The 23,437-nt window shown below is 63.5% G+C and carries 24 protein-coding genes; 22 read left to right on the top strand and 2 right to left on the bottom strand.

Going from position 1 to position 23,437, the window contains the following annotated elements; translation table 11 throughout:
- Positions 1–194 precede the first annotated feature (194 nt).
- Genes ACNFBR_RS28565 through murB form a run of 7 tightly spaced genes read left to right on the top strand, consistent with a single transcriptional unit; the run spans position 195 to position 4,733 of the window.
- The gene (locus tag ACNFBR_RS28565) at positions 195–830 is read left to right on the top strand and encodes a MotA/TolQ/ExbB proton channel family protein (RefSeq protein WP_023379394.1); all 636 of its coding nucleotides are present in this window, start codon (positions 195–197) and stop codon (positions 828–830) included.
- Positions 827–1,261, top strand: a complete 435-nt coding sequence (locus ACNFBR_RS28570; RefSeq protein WP_416737801.1) for an ExbD/TolR family protein — start codon at positions 827–829, stop codon at positions 1,259–1,261. Before ACNFBR_RS28565 ends, ACNFBR_RS28570 begins: the two co-directional genes overlap by 4 nt.
- Positions 1,261–2,262, top strand: coding sequence for a tetraacyldisaccharide 4'-kinase (lpxK, locus tag ACNFBR_RS28575; RefSeq protein WP_416737802.1), 1,002 nt, complete (start codon positions 1,261–1,263; stop codon positions 2,260–2,262). The genes ACNFBR_RS28570 and lpxK overlap by 1 nt, the downstream gene beginning before the upstream one ends.
- A 44-nt stretch (positions 2,263–2,306) precedes the next feature.
- Positions 2,307–2,492 (top strand): Trm112 family protein, encoded by a 186-nt coding sequence (locus ACNFBR_RS28580; RefSeq protein ID WP_003247142.1) that lies wholly within the window; start codon positions 2,307–2,309, stop codon positions 2,490–2,492.
- Positions 2,489–3,253: a 3-deoxy-manno-octulosonate cytidylyltransferase gene (kdsB, locus tag ACNFBR_RS28585; RefSeq protein WP_416737803.1), complete on the top strand. Its 765-nt coding sequence runs from the start codon at positions 2,489–2,491 to the stop codon at positions 3,251–3,253. The genes ACNFBR_RS28580 and kdsB overlap by 4 nt, the downstream gene beginning before the upstream one ends.
- On the top strand, positions 3,253–3,717 hold the full coding sequence (locus ACNFBR_RS28590; protein WP_416737804.1) for a low molecular weight protein-tyrosine-phosphatase: 465 nt from the start codon (positions 3,253–3,255) through the stop codon (positions 3,715–3,717). The genes kdsB and ACNFBR_RS28590 overlap by 1 nt, the downstream gene beginning before the upstream one ends.
- A complete protein-coding gene (murB, locus tag ACNFBR_RS28595; protein ID WP_416737805.1) occupies positions 3,714–4,733 on the top strand; it encodes a UDP-N-acetylmuramate dehydrogenase in 1,020 nt (339 codons plus the stop codon). Before ACNFBR_RS28590 ends, murB begins: the two co-directional genes overlap by 4 nt.
- A 194-nt stretch (positions 4,734–4,927) precedes the next feature.
- Here the strand turns inward: murB and rne are convergent, their stop codons facing one another.
- Positions 4,928–8,227 carry a ribonuclease E gene (gene rne, locus ACNFBR_RS28600; protein WP_416737806.1) on the bottom strand — a complete coding sequence of 1,100 codons (3,300 nt, stop codon included), beginning with the start codon at positions 8,225–8,227 and terminating at the stop codon, positions 4,928–4,930.
- Between the two features lie 796 nt (positions 8,228–9,023).
- Here rne and rluC point away from each other — a divergent pair.
- Genes rluC through ACNFBR_RS28615 form a run of 3 tightly spaced genes read left to right on the top strand, consistent with a single transcriptional unit; the run spans position 9,024 to position 11,640 of the window.
- Positions 9,024–9,980: a 23S rRNA pseudouridine(955/2504/2580) synthase RluC gene (gene rluC / locus ACNFBR_RS28605; protein ID WP_416737807.1), complete on the top strand. Its 957-nt coding sequence runs from the start codon at positions 9,024–9,026 to the stop codon at positions 9,978–9,980.
- Positions 9,970–10,644 (top strand): HAD family hydrolase, encoded by a 675-nt coding sequence (locus ACNFBR_RS28610; RefSeq protein ID WP_416737808.1) that lies wholly within the window; start codon positions 9,970–9,972, stop codon positions 10,642–10,644. The genes rluC and ACNFBR_RS28610 overlap by 11 nt, the downstream gene beginning before the upstream one ends.
- Positions 10,645–10,650: 6 nt before the next feature.
- The gene (locus tag ACNFBR_RS28615) at positions 10,651–11,640 is read left to right on the top strand and encodes a S49 family peptidase (protein WP_416737809.1); all 990 of its coding nucleotides are present in this window, start codon (positions 10,651–10,653) and stop codon (positions 11,638–11,640) included.
- A 289-nt stretch (positions 11,641–11,929) separates the two neighbouring features.
- Here ACNFBR_RS28615 and ACNFBR_RS28620 read toward each other — a convergent pair whose 3' ends face one another.
- Positions 11,930–12,508 carry a Maf family protein gene (locus ACNFBR_RS28620; RefSeq protein ID WP_416737810.1) on the bottom strand — a complete coding sequence of 193 codons (579 nt, stop codon included), beginning with the start codon at positions 12,506–12,508 and terminating at the stop codon, positions 11,930–11,932.
- Between the two features lie 96 nt (positions 12,509–12,604).
- Between ACNFBR_RS28620 and ACNFBR_RS28625 the strand changes: the two genes are divergently transcribed.
- From ACNFBR_RS28625 to ACNFBR_RS28680, 12 genes are all read left to right on the top strand, one after another.
- Positions 12,605–13,132, top strand: a complete 528-nt coding sequence (locus ACNFBR_RS28625; protein WP_012271159.1) for a YceD family protein — start codon at positions 12,605–12,607, stop codon at positions 13,130–13,132.
- Positions 13,133–13,145: 13 nt separating this feature from the next.
- Positions 13,146–13,328, top strand: a complete 183-nt coding sequence (rpmF, locus tag ACNFBR_RS28630; RefSeq protein WP_003247154.1) for a 50S ribosomal protein L32 — start codon at positions 13,146–13,148, stop codon at positions 13,326–13,328.
- 3 nt (positions 13,329–13,331) lie between these two features.
- Positions 13,332–14,342 (top strand): phosphate acyltransferase PlsX, encoded by a 1,011-nt coding sequence (gene plsX, locus ACNFBR_RS28635; protein WP_416737811.1) that lies wholly within the window; start codon positions 13,332–13,334, stop codon positions 14,340–14,342.
- Between the two features lie 252 nt (positions 14,343–14,594).
- Complete coding sequence (gene fabD, locus ACNFBR_RS28640; RefSeq protein WP_416737812.1) at positions 14,595–15,533, top strand: ACP S-malonyltransferase; 939 nt, start codon at positions 14,595–14,597, stop codon at positions 15,531–15,533.
- A 15-nt stretch (positions 15,534–15,548) separates the two neighbouring features.
- Positions 15,549–16,289 (top strand): 3-oxoacyl-ACP reductase FabG, encoded by a 741-nt coding sequence (fabG, locus tag ACNFBR_RS28645; RefSeq protein WP_016500893.1) that lies wholly within the window; start codon positions 15,549–15,551, stop codon positions 16,287–16,289.
- Between the two features lie 202 nt (positions 16,290–16,491).
- On the top strand, positions 16,492–16,728 hold the full coding sequence (gene acpP / locus ACNFBR_RS28650) for an acyl carrier protein (protein WP_016715141.1): 237 nt from the start codon (positions 16,492–16,494) through the stop codon (positions 16,726–16,728).
- Between the two features lie 179 nt (positions 16,729–16,907).
- Positions 16,908–18,152: a beta-ketoacyl-ACP synthase II gene (gene fabF / locus ACNFBR_RS28655; protein WP_416737813.1), complete on the top strand. Its 1,245-nt coding sequence runs from the start codon at positions 16,908–16,910 to the stop codon at positions 18,150–18,152.
- Positions 18,152–18,967, top strand: a complete 816-nt coding sequence (pabC, locus tag ACNFBR_RS28660; protein ID WP_416737814.1) for an aminodeoxychorismate lyase — start codon at positions 18,152–18,154, stop codon at positions 18,965–18,967. Before fabF ends, pabC begins: the two co-directional genes overlap by 1 nt.
- A gap of 4 nt (positions 18,968–18,971) precedes the next feature.
- Complete coding sequence (mltG, locus tag ACNFBR_RS28665; RefSeq protein ID WP_416737815.1) at positions 18,972–20,174, top strand: endolytic transglycosylase MltG; 1,203 nt, start codon at positions 18,972–18,974, stop codon at positions 20,172–20,174.
- 9 nt (positions 20,175–20,183) lie between these two features.
- Entirely contained in the window at positions 20,184–20,816 is a 633-nt protein-coding gene (gene tmk, locus ACNFBR_RS28670; protein ID WP_416737816.1) for a dTMP kinase, read from the top strand.
- Entirely contained in the window at positions 20,809–21,795 is a 987-nt protein-coding gene (locus tag ACNFBR_RS28675) for a DNA polymerase III subunit delta' (protein WP_416737817.1), read from the top strand. The genes tmk and ACNFBR_RS28675 overlap by 8 nt, the downstream gene beginning before the upstream one ends.
- 30 nt (positions 21,796–21,825) lie before the next feature.
- Positions 21,826–22,608, top strand: a complete 783-nt coding sequence (locus ACNFBR_RS28680; protein ID WP_416737818.1) for a TatD family hydrolase — start codon at positions 21,826–21,828, stop codon at positions 22,606–22,608.
- The last annotated feature ends 829 nt before the right edge of the window (positions 22,609–23,437 follow it).

A 23,437-nucleotide genomic window follows, 5' to 3' on the forward strand; every position in this document is an offset into this window, starting at 1 on the left:
GATACTGGCCCGAAACAAATGTAGGAGCGAGCTTCGCTCGCGATGCGCCGCGCGGGCGGCGCTCGATCTCATGGGCGCTACACCTCTAACGGCGAACACCTGAAAGCTCCCCCGCCAATTCCCTGACCTCCGGCAGATGAGCCCCCGGCGGTCCTATGATAGAGTGGCGGCCTTTTTCCGAAGGGGCGTTTACTGTGTGGGAATTGGTCAAGTCCGGTGGTTGGATGATGCTGCCGATCATTCTGAGTTCCATCGCTGCCATGGCTATCGTCGTCGAGCGCCTGTGGACCCTGCGCGCCAGTCGCGTCACCCCGCCGCACCTGCTCGGCCAGGTGTGGATATGGATCAAGGACAAGCAACTGACCAGTGACAAGCTCAAGGCCCTGCGTGCCGATTCGCCGTTGGGCGAAATCCTCGCCGCGGGCCTGGCCAACTCGCGCCATGGTCGCGAAATCATGAAAGAGTGCATCGAGGAAGCCGCCTCACGCGTCATCCACGAGCTGGAACGCTACATCAGCACCCTCGGCACCATCGCTGCCATGGCCCCGTTGCTTGGGCTGCTGGGCACCGTGCTGGGCATGATCGACATCTTCAGCGCCTTCATGGGCTCGCAGATGACCGCCAATGCCGCGGTGCTGGCCGGTGGTATCTCCAAGGCCCTGGTCACCACGGCGGCCGGCCTGATGGTCGGTATTCCGGCGGTGTTCTTCCACCGCTTCCTGCTGCGCCGCATCGATGAGTTGGTGGTGGGCATGGAGCAAGAGGCGATCAAGCTGGTGGAAGTGATCCAGGGCGACCGTGAAGTGGAAGTGGCCGGAGGCAAGGCGTGAAGTTCCGGCGCAATCGCCAGCGGGAAAACGTCGACATCAACCTGGCGTCGCTGATCGACGTGGTGTTCGTCCTGCTGCTGTTCTTCGTGGTTACCACCACCTTCACCCGCGAAACCCAACTGCGCGTCGAGCTGCCCGAAGCTGCCAGCGCCGAGCAGGCGCCGGCCGATCAGGGCAAACTGGTGGAAATTACCATCAGCGCCGAAGGCGTGTATTCGGTGAACAACCACCTGTTGCCCAAGAGCGACCTGGCGACCCTGAGCGAAGCCATCGAGCGTGAGTCGGGCGGTGACAACAAGCTGCCGCTGGCCATCAGCGCCGACGGCAAGACTCCGCACCAGGCTGTGGTCACCGCGATGGATGCTGCCGGCAAGCTCGGTTTCAGCCATTTGCGCATGACCACCGTCGAGGCGGCCCAGGGCACGCCTTGATGGCTTTCGCCGACCGTTTGCTTGCCGCCTGGTACGCCGGGCACCCGGCGCTGGCGCTGCTGCGCCCGCTGGAGGCGTTGTACCGTCGCGTGGTCACGCGCAAGCGGGCACGTTTTCTCAGTGGCGAAAGCGCCAGCTACCGGGCGCCAGTGCCAGTGATCGTGGTGGGCAACATCACCGTGGGCGGCACCGGCAAGACGCCGATGATCCTCTGGCTGATCGAGCACTGCCGCCAGCAAGGGCTGAAAGTGGGCGTGGTCAGCCGTGGCTATGGCGCCAAGCCGCCGCAGTTGCCTTGGCGTGTGCAGGCCGACCAGCCTGCCGAGCAGGCGGGCGACGAGCCGCTGCTGATTGTGCAGCGTACCAGCGTGCCGTTGATGATCGACCCCGACCGCTCCCGAGCCGTCCAGGCACTGCTGGCCTGCGAACCCCTTGACCTGATCCTGTGCGACGACGGCATGCAGCACTACCGCCTGGCCCGTGACCTGGAGCTGGTGCTGATCGATGCCGCCCGTGGTCTGGGCAATGGCCGCTGCCTGCCGGCCGGCCCTTTGCGTGAGCCCGCCGACCGCCTGCAGGACGCCGATGCGGTACTGTTCAATGGTGCCAGTGCAGACCGCGCCGATGGCTTTGGCTTTTGCCTACGGCCGTCCGCGCTGGTCAACCTGCGCAGCGGCGAGCGCCGCGCGCTCGAGCATTTCCCCGCAGGCCAGCGCCTGCACGCGGTGGCCGGTATCGGTAACCCGCAACGTTTCTTCAATACCCTGCTGGGGCTAAACTGGCAGCCGGTGCCGCACCCCTTCGCCGACCATGCGCAGTTCAGCGCCCAGAGCCTGGCCTTCGACCCGCCGTTGCCGCTGGTCATGACCGAGAAGGATGCGGTGAAATGCCGGGCCTTCGCCGCTGACGACTGGTGGTACCTGGCCGTCGACGCGCAGCCTACGCCGGCGTTCAGCGCCTGGTTCGACAACCAGCTGCAACGCTTGCTGCGCAAGCCTTGAGCCTGTTTTCAATTTCTGGCCATCTGGCCTAAAGGAAGCCTTCAATGGACACCAAACTGCTCGATATCCTGGCCTGCCCGATCACCAAGGGCCCGCTCAAGCTCAGCGCCGACAAGACCGAGCTGATCAGCAAGGGCGCGGGCTTGGCCTACCCGATTCGCGACGGTATCCCGGTCATGCTGGAAAGCGAGGCGCGCACCCTGACCGACGACGAGCGTCTGGACAAATGAGCCTGAACTTCACCGTGGTGATCCCTGCCCGGCTGCGCTCTACGCGCTTGCCGGGCAAGCCATTGTTGCCGATCGCCGGCAAGCCGATGGTGCAGCATGTGTGGGAGCAGGCGCGCAAAAGCGGTGCCAGCCGGGTAGTCATCGCCACCGACGATACCAGCATTTTCCAAGCCTGCCAGGCCTTTGGCGCCGAAGTGCTGATGACCCGCGCCGACCATGAGTCCGGCACCGACCGCCTGGCCGAAGTGGCCGCGCATCTCGGCCTGGCGGCTGACGCTATCGTGGTCAACGTGCAAGGCGACGAGCCGCTGATTCCGCCGGTGATCATCGACCAGGTGGCCGCCAACCTGGCAGCCCACCCGGAGGCTGGCATCGCCACCCTGGCCGAGCCGATTCATGAGCCGGAGACCGTGTTCAATCCCAATGCGGTCAAGGTGGTGAGCGACAAGAACGGCCTGGCCCTGACCTTCAGCCGTGCGCCGCTGCCCTGGGCTCGCGATGCTTTTGCCAAGGACCGCAACGCGCTGCCGGAGGGCGTGCCGTATCGCCGCCATATCGGCATGTACGCCTACCGCGTCGGCTTCCTGCAGGACTTCGTCAGCTGGGGCCCGTGCTGGCTTGAGCAAACCGAAGCGCTGGAGCAGCTGCGCGCCCTGTGGCACGGCGTGCGCATTCACGTCGAGGACGCCATCGAGGCGCCTGCCGTGGGCGTGGATACCCCTGAAGACCTGGAGCGCGTAAGGCGCTTGCTGGAGGCCTGATGCGCGTCCTGTTCGTGTGCCTGGGCAACATCTGCCGCTCGCCCACCGCCGAAGGCGTGCTGCGCCATCAATTGCAGGCCGCCGGGCTGGCCGACAAGGTGCAGGTGGCTTCGGCAGGTACCGGCGACTGGCATGTCGGCAAGGCGCCAGACAGCCGTACCTGCAAGGCGGCGCTGGCGCGCGGTTACGACCTGTCGCAGCAGCGCGCCCAGCAGGTCAAGGCGGCGCACTTTGCCGAATATGATCTGGTTCTGGCCATGGACGAGAGCAACCTGCGTGATCTGCGCGCGCTACGCCCGTCCACTGCCATGGGCGAGCTCGACCTGTTCCTGCGCCGCTATGGTGCCGCGCTGGATGAAGTGCCAGACCCGTACTACGGCGGCGCCGACGGCTTCGAGCAGGTGCTCGACCTGGTGGAAGCGGCTTGCCAGGCGCTGGTGCTGGAAATCAAGGGGCGGCTATGACAGTGCAGTGGCAGGAGCAGGTATCGCTCAAGCCTTTCAACACCTTCGGCATCGATGTGAAGGCGCGCTACTTCAGCCAGGCGCAGGATGACCAACAGGTGCGCCAGGCGCTGAGCCAGGCGCGGCAACAAGGCCTGCCGGTGCTGGTGATTGGCGGCGGCAGCAACCTGCTGCTGACCGGTGATATCGATGCGCTGGTGCTGCACATGGCCAGCCGTGGGCGGCGCGTACTCAGCGACGATGGCGAGCATATCGTGGTCGAGGCCGAGGCCGGTGAGCCATGGCCCGCGTTCGTGCAGTGGGCACTGGCGCAGGGCTATTGCGGGCTGGAGAACCTCAGCCTGATCCCCGGCACCGTGGGCGCGGCACCCATGCAGAATGTGGGCGCATATGGGGTGGAGATCAAGGACGTATTCGCCGGCCTGACGGCCCTGGACCGCGAGACTGGCGAGCTGCGTGATTTCGCTCTGGCGGAGTGTGCATTCGGCTATCGCGACAGCCTGTTCAAGCGCAACCCCGGGCGCTGGTTGATCCTGCGTGTGCGCTTTGCCCTGACCCGCACCTTGCAGGCCCATCTGGACTACGGTCCGGTGCGCCAGCGCCTGGTGGAGCAGGGCGTGATCGAGCCGACCGCGCAGGCGATCAGTGATGCTATCTGCAGCATTCGCCGCGAAAAACTGCCAGATCCGGCTGAGCTCGGCAATGCCGGGAGTTTCTTCAAGAACCCGGTGGTTTCGGCTGAGTTGGTCGAGCGTATTCGTGCGCTGTATCCGGGCGTGGTGGCCTATCCCCAGGCTGACGGGCGGGTGAAGCTGGCGGCGGGCTGGTTGATCGAGCAGGCGGGCTGGAAGGGCCATCGCGACGGTGATGCGGGTGTGCATCGCTTGCAGTCGCTGGTGTTGGTCAATTATGGCCAGGCGAGCGGGGCGCAGATGCATGCGCTGGCGCGGCAGATCCAGGCGGATATCCTCGAGCGGTTCGGGGTTGAGCTGGAGATGGAGCCTAACCTGTACTGACAGCGGATTGTAGGAGCAGCCTTGTGCTGCGAAGAGGCCGGTACAGATCAACGTGTCGTGGGGTCTGTACCGGCCTCTTCGCAGCGCAAGGCTGCTCCTACAGGATGTGTGTATGGTTTGACTTGTGAAGTACCCGGCCAAGAAAAAGCCCCGCCAGTTTGCACTGGCGGGGCTTTTTCATTCAGCTTTGGCTATCAACCGTGATGAGGTTTTTGCTCATCGGCGGCTTCCAGGGCTGGCTCCTCGGAGGCGGCAGCAGCTTCCTGTGCGGCTTTGGCGGCTGCCTCGGCTTCACGCTTGCGGCGGCGCACTTCGCGCGGGTCGTTCGGAGCGCGGCCGTTGGCCAGCATGACGGTGGCAGGTTCTACCGCCGCCGGGGCTTCGACCGGTGCGGGCTCGACCGCTGCAGGTGCGGCTACCACTTCGGGCTGGGCTTCGATAACCGGAGCAGTCTGCTCGGCAACCGGAGCGATCTCGATCACGGCCGGGGCCTGTTCGATTTCACCGGCTTCGACAGCTGGGGCTTCTACCGGGGCTTCAGCGGCCGCGGCTTCGGCAACCACGGCCGGCTCAGCAACAGGTGCCTCGTCGACAACGGGCTGTGGAGCAACTTCGACCACTGGCTCGGCAGTTGCCTCGACCACCGCTACCGGCGCGCTGACTGGCTGCTCGACCACTGGGGCCACGGCCACGGCTTCAGCCTTGGCGATAGCTTCGGCCTGCTCGGCCTTTTCAGCCTGCTCAACTGGTTGGGCGGCTTCGCTGTTGTCGGTTTCTGCAACGGCAGCGACTTCGGCAGTGGCACGTTCGGCCTGCTGGTTGGCCTGGGCTTCGGCGTCGGTGCTGATATTGCTGGTGGCAACAGCGGCAGTCACGGCCAGGCCGGCAGCCAGTTCGGCACCCAGTGCGGTGGGCTGGTGCTGTTGTGGCTGTTCTTCGCTGCCTTCTTCGTCGCCGCCGTCGATCAGCTCGCCATTGGCGTTGCGCTGGCGCTCACGACGGTTGCTGCGACGACGCTGGCCACGGGAGCGGCGGCGCGGGCGCTCGCCATCGGTGCCTTCCTGCTCGTCTTGCAGCAGCTCTTCGTTCGGCAATTGCTCCTCGGCCAGCTCGGCAGCCTGTTCGGCAGCTTCTTCAGTCGCGCGTGGCTGACGCTCTTCGCGTGGTGGGCGCGGGGCGCGTTCTTCGCGTGGAGCACGTTCTTCACGAGGTGCGCGTTCTTCGCGTGGAGCACGTTCTTCACGTGGAGCGCGCTCTTCGCGAGGTGCGCGTTCTTCACGAGGGGCACGCTCTTCACGCGGTGCACGCTCTTCACGCGGTGCACGTTCTTCGCGTGGGGCACGCTCTTCACGCGGTGCGCGTTCTTCCCGGGCTACACGCTCTTCGCGTGGCTGACGCTCTTCGCGTTCGGCAGGTGGGGTGGCGTCCAGTGGTTCGCGCAGTTCGCGCACGCGCTCTTCGCCGCGGTTGCTACGGCGGTCTTCGCGTGGCTGGCGTGGAGCGCGTTCTTCACGCGGTGCACGCTCTTCGCGTGGGGCACGTTCCTCGCGCGGCGCACGCTCTTCGCGCGGTGCGCGTTCCTCGCGTGGCTGGCGCTCTTCGCGTGGAGCGCGCTCGGCACGCTCTTCACGCGGCTTGCGCTCTTCGTCGCGGCGGCCGTTGCGGTTGCGGCTTTGCTGGCGGCCGTTGCGGCGCTCTTCGTTGCGCGGGCTGCGCTCGGCGGCCGGTTTTTCGGCGGCGGTAACCACCGGTGCGGCGGCAGGCTCGTCCTTGCCGGCGAACAGGCTGACCAGCGACTTCACCAGGCCCTTGAACAGGCTTGGCTCTGGAGCGCTCGGGGCCGGAGTGGCCGGTGCGGCGGGCTGCGGCTCTTCAGTGGCGGCCGGTACCGGCGCGTTGGCGCGGGCCGGGGCCGTCTTCACGGCGGCCTCCTGGCGTACCAGGGTGCGGGTGGCGGTCGGCTGCGGCGCTTCTTCGGTTTCGGCGGCGGCGATCTCGTAGCTGGACTGGTTGTTCAGCACTTCCGGGTTGTCGTCGCGCAGGCGCTGGACTTCGAAGTGCGGGGTTTCCAGGTGGTCGTTCGGCAGGATGATGATGCGCGCACGGGTGCGCAGTTCGATCTTGGTGATCGAGTTGCGCTTCTCGTTGAGCAGGAAGGCGGCCACCGGGATCGGCACCTGGGCGCGAACTTCGGCGGTGCGGTCCTTCAGGGCTTCTTCTTCGATCAGGCGCAGAATGGCCAGCGACAGCGACTCGACATCACGGATGATGCCAGTGCCGGAGCAGCGTGGGCAGACGATGCCGCTGCTTTCGCCCAGCGAGGGGCGCAGGCGCTGACGGGACATTTCCAGCAGGCCGAAGCGCGAAATGCGGCCAACCTGCACGCGGGCGCGGTCGGCTTCCAGGCATTCGCGGACGCGTTCTTCCACGGCGCGCTGGTTTTTCGCCGGTGTCATGTCGATGAAGTCGATGACGATCAGGCCGCCAATGTCACGCAGACGCAGCTGGCGGGCGATTTCCTCGGCCGCTTCCAGGTTGGTCTGCAGAGCGGTTTCTTCAATGTCGCTGCCCTTGGTGGCGCGCGCCGAGTTGATGTCGATGGACACCAGGGCTTCGGTCGGGTCGATCACGATCGAGCCGCCGGACGGCAGGTCGACCACGCGCTGGAAGGCGGTCTCGATCTGGCTTTCGATCTGGAAGCGGTTGAACAGCGGCACGCTGTCTTCGTACAGCTTGACCTTGCTGGCGTACTGCGGCATCACCTGGCGGATGAAGGTCAGCGCTTCTTCCTGGGCATCGATGCTGTCGATCAGCACTTCGCCGATGTCCTGGCGCAGGTAGTCGCGGATGGCGCGGATGATGACGTTGCTTTCCTGGTAGATCAGGAATGGCGCGGCGCGGTCCAGGGACGCTTCCTTGATGGCGGTCCACAGCTGCAGCAGGTAGTCGAGGTCCCACTGCATTTCTTCGCTGCTGCGGCCCAGGCCGGCAGTGCGCACGATCAGGCCCATGTCGCCGGGCACGGTCAGGCCGTTCAGGGCTTCACGCAGTTCGTTGCGCTCTTCGCCTTCGATGCGGCGGGAGATGCCACCGGCACGTGGGTTGTTGGGCATCAGAACCAGGTAGCGGCCAGCCAGGCTGATGAAGGTGGTGAGGGCGGCACCTTTGTTGCCGCGCTCTTCCTTCTCGACCTGGACGATGACTTCCTGGCCTTCGCTGAGTACTTCCTTGATGTTGACCCGGCCTTCCGGGGTTTTCTTGAAGTATTCGCGGGAGATTTCTTTCAGCGGCAGGAAGCCGTGACGTTCGGAGCCGAAGTCGACGAAGGCGGCTTCGAGGCTGGGTTCGATGCGGGTGATCTTGCCTTTGTAGATGTTGGCCTTTTTCTGCTCGCGCGCGCCGGACTCGATGTCCAGGTCGTAGAGACGTTGGCCGTCCACCAGGGCTACACGCAACTCTTCGGGTTGAGTCGCGTTAATCAGCATTCTTTTCATGTTGTACCGTCGGTTTCCGGGCTGCCGGAAACGGCGTTCGGCACACACGACGTCTCATGGTCGGTGCCAAGGTGCGCAAAGGGTGGCCGGGCCACCCCCGTGTCGAGCGACGTTCGGCACCAGCCGGTTGCCCAGCCTGCCGTTGTCGCGACGACGCGTCCTGTTTGCTGCGGTGCCAACAAGGCCCCGGTGGCTTCGAATAGGTATCCGAATCAACCAAGCGGGCCTTGTGCACTCAGTCAGGAGGAGGAATCAACCGTCAGCCGTGGACGCCCTAAGGCATCTGTTCAGGACCTTATCCGCTCACCAGCCGTGAGTGGGCTGGTGGCCGGACGCGGTGCTACACGGTCCGAGGGCTGTGCATCTCCACCCTGCACGTATCCCTGATAATTCGGGTGCTGCCGCGCGCTGAATCCGCAACGGGTTGCATTTTTCGCCAGCGCTGGTTCTGCGCTGGCGCCATTCATGTCCAAGGCAGGTATTTCCGAAGCATTCGCCGGGCGTTGCGTGGAAGCGACTGGCGGGCAGAGGTGCAGCGAAAAGAATCGGGTAAGCAGGTGAAACACCGCACTTGTCGTTTTTTTTCGGTCTTCTCTACACAGCGCTGGTGGCGATTCCAGGCAATTCGGTAAACTGGCGAAAACCCCGTAGGACGGCCTCGCGTCCTGGAGAATTGCGAAGGTCAGGGACCGGCAAAGAGCCTGGTGCCGCTGGCCTGCCGCTTTTGGCGGCGTTCGCGACTATAGCAGCAATGATTAAGTGCTTCAATTCCATAAAAAATTGTTATGATCCCGCCATGACGACCAATACCCCTCCGACTTCCGGCGTTCAGCTGATCGAAGTCGCGCCGGAGCTTGCCGGCCAACGCATCGACAATTTCCTTATCACGGCCCTCAAGGGCGTGCCCAAGACGCTGGTCTACCGCATCCTGCGCAAGGGTGAGGTGAGGGTCAACAAGGGCCGCGTCAAGCCGGAGTACAAGATCCAGGCCGGCGACATCGTGCGGGTGCCGCCGGTCCGCCTACCGGAACGTGACGAGCCGGCGCCGGTGGCCCAGGGCCTGCTGCAGCGCCTGGAGGCCGCGATCGTTTACGAAGACAAGGCGCTGATCGTGATGAACAAGCCAGCCGGCATTGCCGTGCACGGCGGCAGCGGCCTGAGCTTTGGTGTGATCGAGGCGCTGCGCCAACTGCGCCCGGATGCCAAGGAACTGGAGCTGGTGCACCGCCTGGACCGCGACACCTCCGGTTTGCTGATGATCGCCAAGAAGCGCAGCATGCTGCGCCACCTGCATGCCGCCCTGCGCGGCGACGGTGTGGACAAGCGCTATATGGCGCTGGTGCGTGGTCATTGGCCCACTTCGAAAAAACAGGTCAACGCGCCGTTGCTCAAGAGCAACCTGCGCTCCGGCGAGCGCATGGTCGAGGTGAACGATGAGGGCAAGGAGGCGCTGACCCTGTTCCGCGTGCTGCGCCGCTTCGGCGACTTCGCGACCATTGTCGAGGCACGCCCGATCACCGGCCGTACCCATCAGATTCGTGTACATACCCTGCATGCCGGGCACATGATTGCCGGCGACAGCAAGTACGGCGACGAAGACTTCAGCCGCGAAATCCGCGAGCTGGGTGGCAAGCGCCTGTTCCTGCATGCCTACGCGCTGACCGTGCCGCTGCCGGACGGTGGTGAGCTGAAGCTTGAGGCGCCGGTAGACGAGGTGTGGGCCAAGACCGTGGAGCGTTTGAGTGCGCCGTGACTATGAGCTGCTGATCTTCGACTGGGACGGGACCCTGGCTGACTCCATCGGGCGCATTGTCGAGGCCATGAACGCTGCTGCCGAGCGCGCCGGTGAAGCGCAAAGCAGCGATGACGCAGTCAAGGGCATCATAGGGCTGGCTTTGGGCGAGGCGATCCACACCCTGTACCCGCACCTGGCACCTGCGCAGGTCGAGCGCTTTCGCCAGCATTACGCCGATATCTACATGGCGCTGGATCAGCAGCCGTCGCCGCTGTTCGAGGGTGTGGTCGAGTCGCTGGATGCCTTCCGCGCCGAGGGTTACCGCCTGGCGGTAGCCACCGGCAAGGCTCGTCGTGGGCTGGATCGGGTGCTCAAGGCCAATGGCTGGGAACAGTTCTTCGATATCACTCGCGCTGCAGATGAGACCCGTGGCAAGCCGCACCCGTTGATGCTCGAGGAAATCCTTGGGCATTGCGGTGTCGAACCGGGGCGTGCGCTGATGGTCGGAGATTCGGCATTCGACCTGCAAATGGCCAGCAATGCCGGCATGCATTCGGTGGCGGTGGGCTATGGTGCCATGCCGCTGCAGGCGCTGGCCGAGTTTGGCCCGCAGGTGTGCATCGATCACTTTTCCCAGTTGCGCGAGTGGCTGGGTGGTTCCGCAATTCCACTTCCAAGGTAGGTAAGCATGGCAGACGAATGGAAGGCCCCCGAGGCCGAGCCCGAGGAGCGTGAAGAGCGCAAAAGCTGGAAGCTGCTGGAAAAGACCTTGCTGGCCGGCGTGCAGGAGCAGCGCCGGGCGCGGCGCTGGGGAATCTTCTTCAAGCTGCTGACCTTCGTCTACCTGTTCGGCATCCTGGCGCTGTTCTCGCCGTTGATGGACATGGACAAGGCCGCCTCGCGCAGTGCCAGCCATACCGCGCTGGTCGAGGTGCGCGGGGTGATTGCCGACCAGGAGGCTGCCAGTGCCGACAACATCGTCAAGAGCCTGCGCGAAGCGTTCAAGGACAGCAAGACCAAGGCTGTAGTGATGCGCATCAACAGCCCGGGCGGCAGCCCGGTGCAGGCTGGGTACGTTTATGACGAAATTCGTCGGCTGCGTGCGGAGTACCCGGCCATCAAGCTGTATGCGGTGATCTCGGATCTGGGCGCTTCCGGTGCCTATTACATTGCCAGTGCGGCGGACGAAATCTATGCCGACAAGGCGAGCCTTGTGGGGTCGATTGGCGTGACGGCGGCGGGCTATGGCTTTGTCGGCACCATGGAAAAGCTGGGCGTTGAGCGACGCGCCTACACCTCAGGCGAGCACAAGGCATTCCTTGACCCATTCTCGCCGGAAAAGCCCGAAGAGACCCGCTTCTGGCAGGGTGTGCTGGACACCACGCACAACCAGTTCATTGCCATGGTCAAGCAGGGGCGCGGCGAGCGCCTGAAGGACAAGGAGCATCCGGAGCTGTTCAGTGGTTTGGTCTGGTCGGGTGAGCAGGCCAAGGCGCTGGGGTTGGTGGATGGGCTGGGCAGTGCCAGCTACGTGGCGCGTGAGGTCGTCGGTGAGAAAGAATTGGTGGATTTCACCGTTCAGGAATCGCCGTTCGACCGCTTCTCCAAGCGCGTGGGGGCCAGCGTGGCTGAGCACCTGGCGATGTGGATGGGGTTCCAGGGGCCGCAGTTGCGCTGAGTTGCTGGGTGTCTGTCTTGGGTGCTGCTTCGCCAGTGAGATCGAGCGCCGCCCGCGCGGCGCATCGCGAGCGAAGCTCGCTCCTACATTTGTTTCGGGCCAATTATTCCTGTGGCAAGGGCGCGCGACCCTTTGGCGCATGGCTCGATATCGCGTCGTACGAACAAGGCGGTCGCGCGCGCCAGCCACAGGCGATACTGGCCCGAAACAAATGTAGGAGCGAGCTTCGCTCGCGATGCGCCGCGCGGGCGGCGCTCGATCTCCCAGGCGGTAAAAATCGCAAGGCGGATTACGGCACCACCACACCTTCCCTGGTCAGCATATCTACCAGTCGAATCAATGGCAGCCCGATTAGGCTGGTCGCATCGCACCCGTGCGTGCTCTGAAACAGGCTTACCCCTAATCCTTCGGCCTTGAAGCTCCCTGCGCAATCCAGTGGCTGTTCCGCTGCAACATAGCGCTCCACTCGTTCGCGGGTCAGTTCGCGCATTGTGACGGTAAACGGCACGCAATCCACCTGGCAGTGCCCGGTGGTGCTGTTCAGTAACGCCAGCCCGGTCAGGAAGCTCACTTGTTGCCCGCTGCACTCCAGTAGCTGCTCACAGGCTCGCTCGAACGTATGCGGTTTGCCCAGCACCTGTTCACCTAATACTGCAACCTGGTCTGAGCCAATGATCAAGTGCCCAGGATGGCTACCTGCCAGTGTCTCGGCCTTTTGCCTGGCCAGTCGGCGCACCAGCTCAACGGCTGGCTCGTCATCCCGGCGCTGCTCGTCTATGTCGGGGCTTGCCCAGGTAAAGGGCAGGCGCAGGCGTGCAAGCAGTTCACGGCGATAGGCAGAGCTGGAAGCCAGTAACAAAGGAAGCATGGTAGACTCCGGGTTCGGTTGAACCAATTCTATCACGCACGATGCCGCCTAATTTCCTTTGACAGGGGCGGGGGGCATCCCTATTATGCTGCGCCTATGTTGAATGACCCGATTCCACCTCACGTTGACCCGCGCAAATTAGCCGATCGTGGCGTAACCCTTAACGGTTCGCTGCAACTCGCTGATTTGGAAAGACTCTGCGACCCGCTTTCCGACAATGTCGGTACGGTGCAGGCGAAGTTCGATTTTGAACGAGATGAACAGCACGTGGTGGTTATCCACAGCGAGCTGGACGTCGAGGTCAAGATGGTTTGCCAGCGTTGTCTTGAGCTGGTCACCCTGCCGATCCACAGCGAATGTACTTACGCCGTGGTGAAGGAGGGTGCGAATACCCAGTCGTTGCCGAAAGGCTATGACGTGCTGGAACTGGGCGAAGATCCTTTGGATCTGCAGGCGCTGGTCGAGGAGGAGCTTCTGCTTGCCTTGCCAATCGTGCCTGCTCATCATCCGGAAGAATGCCAGCAGCCGGCGGGCGCAGACGAGCCCGATTCGAGCAAGGACGAGGTATCGCGGTCCAACCCGTTCAGTGTTTTGGCGCAGTTAAAGCGTGACCCAAACGTTTAGGAGTTAATCAATTATGGCTGTTCAGCAGAACAAAAAATCCCGCTCTGCCCGTGACATGCGCCGTTCGCACGACGCCCTGTCGGAAAACGCGCTGTCGGTAGAGAAAACCACCGGTGAAGTTCACCTGCGCCACCACGTTTCGCCAGAAGGCGTATACCGTGGTCGCAAAGTGGTAGACAAGGGCGCTGACGAGTAATCCTTGTCCGCTCAGATCATCGCGATCGACGCAATGGGCGGGGACTTCGGTCCCCGCAGCATTGTCCAGGCTAGCATTGCCTGCCTTTCGGCTACCCCCTCGCTGCACCTGACCCTCGTCGGTCAACCCTCCCTCCTAGAAGATCTTGTCAGTGGCCTTGCGGCTGCGGATCGCGCGCGCCTTCAAATTGTCGCCGCTAGTGAGGTGATCGGCATGGACGAGCGGCCATCCCAGGCATTGCGCGGCAAGCCGGATTCGTCGATGCGCATCGCCCTCGAACTGGTGCGCGACGGCAAGGCCCAGGCTTGTGTCAGTGCCGGCAATACCGGGGCGCTGATGGCGCTATCGCGCTTTGTGCTCAAGACCCTGCCGGGTATCGATCGGCCGGCCATGGTGGCGGCGATCCCGACCCAGGCGGGTTACTGCCAGTTGCTCGACCTGGGCGCCAACGTCGACTGCAGTGCCGAAAACCTCTACCAGTTCGCCGTCATGGGCTCTGTGGCTGCCCAGGCCTTGGGTGTGCACCGGCCGCGTGTGGCATTGCTGAACATCGGCACCGAGGACATCAAGGGCAACCAGCAAGTCAAGCTGGCTGCCAGCTTGTTGCAGAATGCCCGAGGGCTCAACTATGTAGGCTTCGTTGAAGGCGACGGCTTGTACCGGGGTGAGGCTGATGTGGTGGTGTGCGACGGGTTCGTCGGCAATATCCTGCTCAAGTCCAGCGAAGGGCTGGCGACGATGATCGCTGCGCGCATCGAGCAGTTGTTCAAGGGTGGCGTGTTGTCGCGTGCGGCCGGGGCGATGGCCATGCCGCTGCTCAAGCGCCTGCAGGCCGACCTGGCGCCGGCGCGGCACAACGGTGCGAGCTTTCTGGGGTTGCAGGGCATCGTCATCAAAAGTCATGGTTCGGCGGGTGTGCAGGGCTTCCAGAGTGCCATCCAGCGGGCGTTGATCGAGATTCAGGAAAACCTGCCGCAGCGCCTGCACGGGCGGCTGGAGGACCTGCTGCTTTAGTCTGTGCCGGCCCCTTCGCTGGCTTGCCCGCTCCCACAGGACTACCACAGTACTGAAGATTGTCAGGGCTCTGTGGGAGCGGGCAAGCCCGCGAAGGGGCCGTATTAGGAAGGCAAAGACCTTAGGCATATTGCCGATGAAGTGCTTAAATGTGACCGCTTGGTCCGCGTAGCCATCCAAGTTTTCAGATTCCGCGCCTGGCCCAGGGCCTGGCGCACCCTATCCGACGACAAGATCATAAGGGCTTGTTCTATGTCTGCATCTCTCGCATTCGTCTTTCCCGGTCAAGGTTCCCAGTCGCTGGGCATGCTCGCCGAACTCGGCGCCGAGAAGCCAGTGATCGTCGAAACCTTCAAGGAGGCTTCCAAGGCGCTCGGTTACGACCTGTGGAAGCTGGTCCAGGAAGGCCCGGAGGAGCAACTCAACCAGACCGACAAGACCCAGCCGGCCATCCTCACCGCGTCCATCGCGCTGTGGCGCCTGTGGCTGGAAGAGGGCGGCGCACAACCAGCCTTCGTTTCTGGTCATAGCCTGGGCGAATACAGCGCCCTCGTAGCTGCTGGCAGCATCACCCTGGCAGACGCCGTTCGCCTGGTCGAGCGCCGTGGCCAGCTGATGCAGGAAGCCGTGCCGGCCGGCCATGGTGCCATGGCCGCCATCCTCGGCCTGGACGACGCCGTGGTCGTTGAAATTTGCGCCGAAGCGGCCGAAGACCAAGTGGTCAGCGCCGTGAACTTCAACTCGCCTGGCCAGGTGGTCATTGCCGGCAACAAGGCTGCGGTAGACCGCGCCATGGAGCTGTGCAAGGCCAAGGGTGCCAAGCGCGCCCTGCCGCTGGCGGTCAGCGTACCGTCGCACTGTGCCCTGATGAAGCCGGCCGCCGAGCGCTTTGCCGAATCGGTCAACGCCATCGAATGGAAGGCCCCGCAGATTCCGGTGGTGCAGAACGTCACCGCCGCCGTTGCCGCTGACCTCGATGCCCTCAAGCACGACCTGCTGGCGCAGCTGTACCAACCAGTGCGTTGGGTCGAGTGCGTGCAGACGCTGGCCGCCAATGGTGCGGTCAACCTGGTCGAGTGTGGCCCGGGCAAGGTGCTGGCTGGTCTGAACAAGCGTTGCGCCGACGGCGTGACCACCTACAACCTCAATACCCCTGACGCCGTTGCCGCCACCCGTGCGGCACTGGCCTGATTTGGAGAAGCTTGCATGAGCCTGCAAGGTAAAGTTGCACTGGTCACCGGCGCCAGCCGTGGCATTGGCCAGGCCATCGCCCTCGAGCTGGGCCGCCAGGGCGCGACCGTGATCGGTACCGCCACTTCGGCGTCCGGCGCCGAGCGCATCGCTGCCACCCTGAAAGAGCACGGCATCACCGGTACTGGCATGGAGCTGAACGTGACCAGCGCCGAATCCGTTGAAGCGGTATTGGGCGCCATCGCCGAGCAGTTCGGCGCACCGGCCATCCTGGTCAACAACGCCGGCATCACCCGTGACAACCTCATGCTGCGCATGAAGGACGACGAGTGGTTCGACGTGATCGACACCAACCTGAACAGCCTCTACCGTCTGTCCAAGGGCGTGCTGCGCGGCATGACCAAGGCACGTTGGGGCCGTATCATCAGCATCGGCTCGGTCGTCGGCGCCATGGGTAACGCTGGCCAGGCCAACTACGCGGCCGCCAAGGCTGGTCTCGAAGGCTTCAGCCGCGCCCTGGCGCGTGAAGTGGGTTCGCGTGGCATCACCGTCAACTCGGTGACCCCGGGCTTCATCGACACCGACATGACCCGCGAGCTGCCAGAAGCGCAACGTGAAGCCCTGCAAACCCAGATTCCGCTGGGCCGCCTGGGTCAGGCCGACGAAATTGCCAAGGTGGTTTCGTTCCTGGCATCCGACGGCGCAGCCTACGTGACCGGCGCTACCGTGCCGGTCAACGGCGGGATGTACATGTAACACTGCAACTCAATGTGACGGATTTCGTAAAAAAAGAGTCATACTGCGAGCCTAAAATCCGTTATAAAGCTGCAACCAGATTCCAGGCAGCGGGTAGGGTGACTAGCCTGAAGGTGCGTTTCGCTTGAAAAGCGAACGTCTTTCTATAAAATTAGCCACCGGCCAGCTGCCTGACATATATCCATTAGGAGTAAACCTAGGTATGAGCAACATCGAAGAACGCGTCAAGAAAATCGTCGCCGAGCAACTGGGCGTCAAGGAAGAAGAAGTGACTCTCGAGAAGTCCTTCGTCGATGACCTGGGTGCCGATTCGCTTGACACCGTTGAGCTGGTGATGGCTCTGGAAGAGGAATTCGAGACCGAAATCCCTGACGAAGAAGCCGAGAAGATCACTACCGTTCAAGCTGCCGTAGACTACGTCAAAGCCCACCAGGCCTAAGACGCTTTAGTCGACGCTTCTTGTCGGGGAAAACCGCACTGCCTTCGCCGGCGTGCGGTTTTTTCTTTGCGAGCGCCCCGCATTTTCCAGGCCGCTTCGCGCACCGAGAGCCTGTTGCCATTTCATTCCAGCGCTGAATGCAATGGCAAGAGACTCTGTTATTAGAAAAGGAGAGTACTGTGTCGCGTAGACGCGTCGTGGTCACCGGTATGGGTATGCTGTCGCCACTGGGTACCGATGTACCGAGCACCTGGCAGGGCATTCTGGCTGGCCGCAGTGGCATTGGTCCGATCGAACACACGGACCTGTCTGCCTACTCCACCCGTTTTGGCGGCTCGGTGAAAGGCTTCGAGGTCGAGCAGTACCTGTCGGCCAAAGAGGCCCGCAAACTCGATCTGTTCATCCAGTATGGCCTGGCGGCCGGTTTCCAGGCGGTGCGTAATGCCGGCCTGGAAGTTACCGACGCCAACCGCGAGCGTATTGGCGTGGCCATGGGCTCGGGCATCGGTGGCCTGACCAACATCGAAGAAACCAGCCGCATCCTGCACGATTCGGGGCCGCGCCGCATTTCGCCGTTCTTCGTGCCAGGCTCGATCATCAACATGATCTCCGGGTTCCTGTCGATCCACCTGGGCCTGCAAGGGCCGAACTACGCCATCGCCACCGCCTGCACCACCGGCACCCATTGCATCGGCATGGCCGCGCGCAATATCGCCTACGGTGAAGCTGACGTGATGATCGCCGGTGGCGCCGAAATGGCAGCTTGTGGCCTGGGCATGGGTGGTTTCGGTGCCTCGCGCGCATTGTCCACCCGCAACGACGAGCCAAGCCGGGCCAGCCGCCCGTGGGACAAGGGGCGTGATGGCTTTGTATTGTCTGACGGTGCCGGTGCCCTGGTGCTCGAAGAGCTCGAGCACGCCAAGGCCCGTGGTGCGACGATCTATGCCGAACTGGTTGGCTTTGGCATGAGCGGCGACGCCTACCACATGACTTCGCCACCCGACACCGGCGAAGGCGCTGCCCGCTGTATGGCCAACGCCTTGCGCGATGCCGGTATCCAGCCGGAAGAAGTCAGTTACATCAACGCCCATGGCACCTCGACCCCCGCGGGCGATGTGGCCGAAGTGGCCGCGATCAAGCGTGTGTTCGGCGAGCATGCCTACAAGCTGGCGGTCAGCTCGACCAAGTCGATGACCGGTCACTTGCTGGGCGCCGCAGGTGCGGTGGAGGCGATCTTCAGCGTGCTGGCCATCAACAGCCAGATGGCCCCGCCCACCATCAACCTGGACGAGCCGGACGAAGGTTGCGACCTCGACTTCGTGCCGCACCAGGCGCGCAGCATGCCGATCGACGTGGTGTTGTCCAACTCGTTCGGCTTTGGCGGCACCAACGGCTCGCTGGTGTTCCGCCGGTTCGCCGGTTGATGCACAGCTGGATCGATGGCCAGCCGGCGGCTGCGGTCAACCTGCAGAACCGCGGCCTGGCCTACGGCGATGGCCTGTTCGAAACCATCGCCGTGCGCGGCGGCCGGCCCAGCTTGCTGGACGGCCACCTCGCACGTCTGGCACTGGGCTGCCAGCGCCTGGCCATCAACGCCGACCTGGCGCTGGTGCGCGACGAACTGCTGCGTTACGCCAACCAACTCGGTGAAGGCGTCGCCAAACTCATCCTGACCCGTGGCGACAGCCAGCGTGGCTATGCGCCGGTTGCCGATGCCGCGCCGCGGCGAATCCTGCAGGGCAGCGCATTACCCAGCTATCCTGTCGAACATGCCGAGTGCGGCGTGCGTCTGTTCCCTTGCCAGACTCGGCTTGGGGAACAACCGTTGCTGGCTGGCCTCAAACACCTCAACCGCCTGGAGCAGGTGCTGGCCCGTGCCGAGTGGCAGGACAGTGAACATGCCGAAGGCCTGATGCGTGACGGGCAGGGCCGGGTGATCGAAGGGGTGTACAGCAATCTGTTCCTGGTGCGTGATGGCGTGCTGCTAACCGCCGACCTCAGCCGTTGTGGTGTGGCTGGGGTGATGCGGGGCGCGTTGCTGGAGCAGGCACAGCTGCTGGGAATTGCGGTACAGGTTTGCGACCTGCCCTTCGATGCGCTGGAGCAGGCTGATGAAGTATTTGTTTGCAATAGCGTCTACGGTGTCTGGCCCGTGCGTGGCGTAGCCGCGCTAAACTGGTCGCCGGGCCCGCTTACCCGAACACTGCAGGCCGTTGCCCGTACGTTACTGGAAACCTGAATTCGTGAGACGTAAATTCCTGCTGTTGCTGGAAATGGGTCTGATCCTCGCCGGCCTGGCGTTAGGCTGGTCGGCCTGGAAGGTCAACTCGGTTCTGGAGCAGCCTTTGCACGTGACGCAGGAGCGCCTGCTCGACGTGCCCAATGGCACCACCCCCAACCGCATGTTCTATCGCATGCAAGCGGACGGGTTGCTCGACGATGCCGTCTGGCTGCGCTTGTACTGGCGTTTCAACATGGCCGGTACCCCCCTGCACACCGGTGAGTACCGCCTTACCCCCGGCATGACCGTCGAGCAGCTGTTCGATGCCTGGCGCCGGGGCGACGTGGTGCAGTACAACCTGACTCTGGTCGAAGGCTGGACCTTCCGCCAGGTGCGCTCGGCGGTGGCCAAGCATGAAAAAATCAAGCATACCCTGGAGGGCCTGTCGGACTCCGAGGTCATGGACAAGCTCGGCCATACCGGTGTGTTCCCCGAAGGTCGCTTCTTTCCGGACACCTACCGCTTCGTGCGGGGCATGAGTGATGTCGAGTTGCTGCAGCAGGCCTACATGCGCCTGGACGAAGTGCTGGCCAAGGAGTGGGCCGAACGCACCACCGACCTGCCGTATCGCGACCCTTACCAGGCGTTGATCATGGCCTCTCTGGTGGAGAAGGAAACCGGGATTCCGCAGGAGCGCGGGCAGATTGCCGGTGTGTTCGTGCGGCGCATGCGCCTGGGCATGATGTTGCAGACCGACCCGACAGTGATCTATGGCATGGGTGAGCGTTACAACGGCAAGATCACTCGCGCCGACCTGCGCGAGCCTACGCCCTACAACACTTACACCATGACCGGCCTGCCGCCGACCCCGATCGCCATGGTCGGCCGGGAGGCGATTCACGCGGCACTGAACCCCTCCGATGGCACCAGCTTGTACTTCGTCGCTCGCGGCGATGGCAGCCATGTGTTCTCCGATGACCTCGATGATCATAATTCGGCGGTGCGCGAGTTCCAGCTCAAGCGCAGGGCGGACTACCGTTCCAGCCCCGCGCCGCAGCAAGAGGCCAAGCCGGGTGCCGATGATGGCGACGACGCGCAGCCCGCCGAGCCGCCAGCGGCGGACGAGCCGGCCGCGCAGCCAGCGCCCGACGAACCGCCCGCGCAGGATGCCCCTGCCGGTGGTGCGCAAGCGGCCGAGCGGCCAACGCCTGACGAACAACATTAAGGACTGCCTGTGAGCGGCTTGTTTATTACTTTGGAAGGCCCCGAAGGCGCGGGCAAAAGTACCAACCGCGACTACCTGGCCGCGCGCCTGCGCGAGCACGGCCTGGACGTGGTGCTGACCCGGGAACCCGGTGGCACGCCGCTGGCGGAAAAGGTGCGTGAACTGTTGCTGGCGCCTAGCGATGAAAGCATGGCGGCCGACACCGAATTGCTGCTGGTGTTCGCCGCGCGCGCCCAGCACCTGGCGCAGGTGATTCGTCCGGCACTGGCCCGTGGGGCCGTGGTGCTATGTGACCGCTTCACGGATGCCACCTATGCCTATCAGGGCGGCGGCCGTGGTTTGTCGGTCGAGCGTATCGCTACCTTGGAGCAGTTTGTCCAGGGTGAGCTACGCCCGGACCTGACCCTGATCTTCGACTTGCCGGTCGAAGTGGGCCTGGCCCGCGCCGCCGCCCGTGGCCGCCTGGACCGCTTCGAGCAGGAAGGCCAGGCCTTCTTCGAGGCTGTGCGCCAGGCATACCTGCAGCGCGCCCAGAGTGCGTCGCAGCGCTACAGCTTGCTCGATGCCGCGCAATCCTTGGAGGCTGTGCAGCGTGACATCGACGCACTGCTGCCAGGCATTGTGGAGCGTTGCCGTGGCTGAGGCCTACCCATGGCAGCAGGCGCTCTGGGAGCAACTGGCTGGGCGCAGCCAGCATGCCCATGCCTACTTGCTGCATGGCCCGCAAGGCATCGGCAAGCGAGCCCTGGCCGAGCGCCTGATGGCCCGCTTGATGTGCCAGCAACCTCAGGGCCTGGAGGCCTGTGGCGGGTGTAAAGCGTGCCTGTTACTCAAGGCTGGTAGCCACCCGGACAATTTCGTCCTCGAACCTGAGGAGGCCGACAAGCCGATCAAGGTCGACCAGGTACGTGAGCTGGTCGCCTTTGTGGTGCAGACGGCGCAGTTGGGTGGGCGCAAGGTCGTGTTGATCGAGCCGGTGGAGGCGATGAACGTCAACGCCTCCAACGCTTTGCTCAAAAGCCTTGAGGAGCCTTCCGGCGATACGGTGTTGTTGTTGGTCACGCACCAGCCAAGCCGCCTGTTGCCGACGATCAAGAGCCGCTGCCAGCAGGTCGCCTGCCCACAGCCCAGTTTGGCCCAGAGCCAAGCCTGGCTGGCCGATGCATTGCCCGACAGTGATGAGGCAGAGCGCAATGAGCTGCTGACCCTGGCCGCCGGTTCGCCGCTGATGGCGGTCAGCCTTCAGGCGCAGGGCGTGCGTGAGCAACGGGCGCTGGTTACCGACGGGGTGAAGAAGCTGCTCAAGCAGCAGCAATCGCCCAGCCAACTGGCCGATGCCTGGAACGGTGTGCCCTTGTTGCTGCTGTTCGACTGGTTCTGCGATTGGGCGCACCTGATCCTGCGCTACCAGTTGACCCAGGACGAGGAGGGGTTAGGCTTGGCCGATATGCGCAAGGTTGTGCAGTACCTGGCGCAGAAGAGCCGCCAGGCCAAGGTGCTGGAGGTGCAGGCGTGGATCCTCGAACAGCGCCAGAAGGTGCTGGGCAAGGCCAACCTCAACCGTGCCCTGTTGCTTGAATCGCTGCTGGCCCACTGGCTGCAACTGCCGGGCGCCCGCTGATTTCCCATTTTTCATGTGTGCTGTCTTCCCATGCTCGTAGATTCCCATTGCCACCTCGACCGTCTTGACCTTAGTGCCCACCAGGGTTCGCTCGATGCTGCCCTGGAGGCGGCGCGTGAGCGCGGGGTCGGGCATTTCCTGTGTATTGGCGTCAGTGCCGAGAACGCTGGCGCGGTAAAGGCGCTTAGCGAGCAGTACGCTGATGTCGACTGCTCGGTGGGCGTGCACCCGCTGGACTTGGCCCCTGGGGAAACCCCGGCGTTGGAATGGCTGTTGCGCGAACTGACCCACCCGCATGTGGTGGCGATTGGCGAAACCGGGCTGGATTACCACTACGAGCCGGAGGCTGCTGAGCTTCAGCAGGCTTCGTTCCGTCTGCACCTGGAGGCCTCGCGGCAGACTGGCAAGCCGGTAATCGTGCATACGCGGGCGGCCCGTGCCGATACCCTGGCGCTGCTGCGCGAGGCCAGCCTGCCGCAGGCTGGCGTGCTGCACTGCTTTACCGAAGACTGGGAGATGGCCAAGGCCGCGTTGGACCTGGGGTATTACATTTCGCTGTCCGGCATCGTTACCTTCCGCAATGCCGATGCCCTGCGCGAGGTGGCGCGGCAGGTGCCGGTCGATCGCTTGCTGGTGGAGACGGATTCGCCGTACCTGGCGCCGATTCCGTATCGAGGCAAGCCGAACTTGCCGCAGTATGTGCGGGAGGTGGCGGAGTATGTGGCTTCGTTGCGCGGGGCCAGTTATGAGCAACTGGCCGAGCAGACCACCGCCAACTTCAAGCGGTTGTTCCCGTTGGCGCGGGTGGCCTGATAGAGCACGAGCCTGATTGCTCTTGCTCTTGCTCTTGCTCTTGCTCTTGCTCTTGCTCTTGCTCTTGCTCTTGCTTCGGCTTTCGCTTCTAAGCGCGCGGTAGTTCAGGCGACGCAGATTGCGACTTCAGGAGGCCGAGCGCAGGGCTTGCGGAGGGAGGTGACGGGCATGGATGCCCGTCAAGCGCTGGGCCCCAGGATGGGGCCTGCAGCGCGGTCCTCCCGGGAGCAAGCCCGGAGCGAGGGGACCCCGAAGCGTAGCGTAGGGGCCGGATGATGGGAGCGGACGGTTTTTGGTTCCTTTTTGCCACGACAAAAAGGGACCCGCCGTAAGGGCGGAAAGGTGACTCAGCGCCACCTGCGCGAATGAATGTTTACTCGGTGTGAAGGCCCATATCCAAAAAGCAAAAAGCAAAAAGCAAAAAGCAGAATTTGTCTGTTTTGACTAAGCGAACAGTCCGTTTGCGATGGCGACGCTGACTCACCTTTTCGCCCTTACGGCGAGTCACTTTTTGTCAAACGCGACAAAAAGTAACCAAAAAACGCTGCGCTCCCATCATCCGGCCCCTGCGCTGCGCTCCGGGGTTCCCTCACTCCGGCCTTGCTCCCGGGAGGACCGCGCTGCAGGCCCCATCCTGGGGCCCAGCGCTTGACGGGCATCCATGCCCGTCACCTCCCTCCGCAAGGCCTGCGTTCGGCCTCCTGAAGTCGCGAAGATCAAGATCAAGATCAAGATCAAGATCAAGATCAAGATCAAGATCAAGATCAAGATCAAGATCAAGATCAAGATCAAGATCAAGATCAAGATCAAGATCAAGATCAAGATCAAG

Source organism: Pseudomonas sp. NY11955 (assembly GCF_048068035.1).
Classification (GTDB): Bacteria; Pseudomonadota; Gammaproteobacteria; order Pseudomonadales; family Pseudomonadaceae; genus Aquipseudomonas.

Bases quoted from the DNA above. Each gene is read 5' to 3' on its own strand.
- lpxK (WP_416737802.1), top strand. From the start codon at position 1,261: ATGGCTTTCGCCGACCGTTTGCTTGCCGCCTGGTACGCCGGGCACCCG.
- ACNFBR_RS28580 (WP_003247142.1), top strand. From the start codon at position 2,307: ATGGACACCAAACTGCTCGATATCCTGGCCTGCCCGATCACCAAGGGC.
- kdsB (WP_416737803.1), top strand. From the start codon at position 2,489: ATGAGCCTGAACTTCACCGTGGTGATCCCTGCCCGGCTGCGCTCTACG.
- ACNFBR_RS28590 (WP_416737804.1), top strand. From the start codon at position 3,253: ATGCGCGTCCTGTTCGTGTGCCTGGGCAACATCTGCCGCTCGCCCACC.
- murB (WP_416737805.1), top strand. From the start codon at position 3,714: ATGACAGTGCAGTGGCAGGAGCAGGTATCGCTCAAGCCTTTCAACACC.
- rne (WP_416737806.1), bottom strand. From the start codon at position 8,227: ATGAAAAGAATGCTGATTAACGCGACTCAACCCGAAGAGTTGCGTGTA.
- rluC (WP_416737807.1), top strand. From the start codon at position 9,024: ATGACGACCAATACCCCTCCGACTTCCGGCGTTCAGCTGATCGAAGTC.
- ACNFBR_RS28615 (WP_416737809.1), top strand. From the start codon at position 10,651: ATGGCAGACGAATGGAAGGCCCCCGAGGCCGAGCCCGAGGAGCGTGAA.
- ACNFBR_RS28620 (WP_416737810.1), bottom strand. From the start codon at position 12,508: ATGCTTCCTTTGTTACTGGCTTCCAGCTCTGCCTATCGCCGTGAACTG.
- ACNFBR_RS28625 (WP_012271159.1), top strand. From the start codon at position 12,605: ATGTTGAATGACCCGATTCCACCTCACGTTGACCCGCGCAAATTAGCC.
- rpmF (WP_003247154.1), top strand. From the start codon at position 13,146: ATGGCTGTTCAGCAGAACAAAAAATCCCGCTCTGCCCGTGACATGCGC.
- fabD (WP_416737812.1), top strand. From the start codon at position 14,595: ATGTCTGCATCTCTCGCATTCGTCTTTCCCGGTCAAGGTTCCCAGTCG.
- fabG (WP_016500893.1), top strand. From the start codon at position 15,549: ATGAGCCTGCAAGGTAAAGTTGCACTGGTCACCGGCGCCAGCCGTGGC.
- acpP (WP_016715141.1), top strand. From the start codon at position 16,492: ATGAGCAACATCGAAGAACGCGTCAAGAAAATCGTCGCCGAGCAACTG.
- pabC (WP_416737814.1), top strand. From the start codon at position 18,152: ATGCACAGCTGGATCGATGGCCAGCCGGCGGCTGCGGTCAACCTGCAG.
- ACNFBR_RS28680 (WP_416737818.1), top strand. From the start codon at position 21,826: ATGCTCGTAGATTCCCATTGCCACCTCGACCGTCTTGACCTTAGTGCC.